General features: G+C 62.5%; 1 pseudogene. It reads right to left on the reverse strand.

The window, feature by feature from the left end:
• Nucleotides 1-185 precede the first annotated feature (185 nt).
• Nucleotides 186-1,487: pseudogene (locus SMD10_RS25285) on the reverse strand (IS701 family transposase).
• Between the last annotated feature and the right edge of the window lie 223 nt (nt 1,488-1,710).

The raw sequence follows: 1,710 nt of genomic DNA on the forward strand, positions 1-1,710 counted from the left end.
CGCTTCTTAGATTGACCTGTCGGCTTGTTGATCTGATGGCATAGTGTGGCAGTCTTCGTGCTGACCACGGACAGAAGCATGACCCCGGCGACGAGATAATCATTCAGAGGGACTTGACGAACGAAGGACCATTACAGAAGCACTACTTTGGCACTTTAGGCTCGGTCGGTTCGGCGAGGAGCCTGTCACAATGAGGACATCGCCAGGGCGGAGGCCGGGCGAAGAGGTCGAGGATGGCCTGCCGGATAGCGGGCAGGCTCGGTTGCGGTGGTGGTCCTGGGAATCTTTTTTTCCCGTCCCGCCGCTTTCAGGCGGCGGGACTGCAGGAAGGCGTAGGCGATCATCGTCATCAGGGCGTGTCGGTGCAATCCCGTCCAAGACCGGCCTTCGAAGTGGTCGAGCCCCAGCTCTTCTTTGAGCTGCTGATGAGCTGCTCGCACACCCATCGCGCCTTGATGGCGCCAGCCAGCGCCTTCAGGGACGCATCCGCCGGCAGGTTCGACACGTAGTATTTCTGCTCGCCGCTCGGCCGTCGTTCCCCGACCAGCCAGACCTCCTCGCCGGGCATGCGCTGGACGCGATCGTCAGTCATGCGATGCTTGTGACCGTCGGCGATCTTCACCCGGCACGCCGCAAAGCGGCACGAGAGCGGACCTTTGGTGCCTCGCCGCCAGGTCACCTTGCGCCATGTCTGCTTCGCCAGCATCGCCTCGGCCGAGACCGGCGGTGCGTCGGCAACATGATACTTGCGGGGCTTTCCAACTTTCGCGATCGGGAACGTCAATCCGACGTCGGCGGCATAGACGTTCTGGCGCCGCGGCAGTCCCACCGCCCAGGACAAGCCGCGCTCGCTCAAGGCCTGGCGGAACGATGTGCTCGATCCATAGCCTGAATCGGCCAGCACGCAGCCAAACCGAGTGCCCGACGCAATGGACCCGGTCGATCTCCTCGATGGCGATCTGGTGCTTGGTCAGGGCACGCTGACGCTGCTTCGGGACACCGGCCTTCATCATGCGTTCGGCATTGCTCGTCCAGGTCTCGGGCAGGAACAGCCGCAGGCCAACCACCACCGGCACTTCGCGCCAAGCCAGCGTCAGCGACACCAGAGACTGGCAATTGGCGGTCTTTCCCAACGCCGAAGCGTATTGTGGCGCCACGCCGACCGAATGATCCCCCTTCTTCGGCAAGCTGGTGTCGTCGACCACGAGATAGCTGTCCGAGCCGCCCACCAGGCGGTCCGCTTCCCGCAGCAGCACCGCCTCCAAGGGCCCGCTGTCCCAGACACCAGCGGCGATGAAGTGATGAAGCTGGTCATAGCCGACCGTGCCGGCGCGAGCCGCCATCGGCTGCACGCTCTTGCGGTCTCCTGGCCCGATCAGACCGGCAACATAGACCGGGCACATCCGACGCCGCGCAGCATGCGAAAATGCCGCCAGGAATGGCTCCAGCCATCGCTCCAGATCTCTTTGCCAATCGGCATCCGCCATCGTCGCCGTCCGATCGCCAGCCTATACAGACCACCGAATCCGCGACGATCCCTCCCGGTTCCCTTCATTCTGCCAAAGTAGTGCTTCTGTAATGGTCCTTCGTTCGTCAAGTCCCTCTGAATGATTATCTCGTCGCCGGGGTCATGCTTCTGTCCGTGGTCAGCACGAAGACTGCCACACTATGCCATCAGATCAACAAGCCGACAGGTCAATCTAAGAAGCG

The sequence above is a fragment of the Consotaella aegiceratis genome (genome assembly GCF_036541425.1).
Classification (GTDB): Bacteria; Pseudomonadota; Alphaproteobacteria; order Rhizobiales; family Rhizobiaceae; genus Consotaella; species Consotaella aegiceratis.